This window comes from Paracoccus aeridis (genome assembly GCF_004923205.2).
In the GTDB taxonomy this organism is placed as follows: Bacteria; Pseudomonadota; Alphaproteobacteria; order Rhodobacterales; family Rhodobacteraceae; genus Paracoccus; species Paracoccus aeridis.
The window spans coordinates 1-313 of sequence record NZ_SELD02000051.1; the positions used below are offsets into that span (position 1 = coordinate 1).

General features: G+C 62.3%; 1 protein-coding gene. It reads left to right on the forward strand.

Translation table 11 applies throughout. From position 1 onward, the window contains the following. Window positions 1-114: 114 nt before the first annotated feature. Window positions 115-313, forward strand: a 199-nt coding sequence (locus ELI80_RS13780) for a helix-turn-helix domain-containing protein (RefSeq protein WP_136652562.1), incomplete at its 3' end; no start/stop codon positions are given.

A 313-nucleotide genomic window follows, 5' to 3' on the forward strand; every position in this document is an offset into this window, starting at 1 on the left:
TGTTGATTTCCACTTGGAACTGACCCGGGACGGCGCCTGATTTCCACTGAGATTTGACCCATGTGACCCTTCCTCCGAGCGCGGTGAGCGACGGGGGGCATCGGAGTGATCCACATGGGACTTTTGAACGTCATCCGCCGCATGGCCCTGCGAGAGAAGCTGCCGATCCGCGAGATCGCGCGTCGGACCGGGCTGTCGCGCAACACCATCAGGAAGTATCTGAAGGCGGGCACGATCGAGCCGAAGTTCTCGGTGCCGGAGCGGCCCAGCAAGCTCGACCCGTTTGCCGACAAGCTGGCAGGCTGGCTGAAGA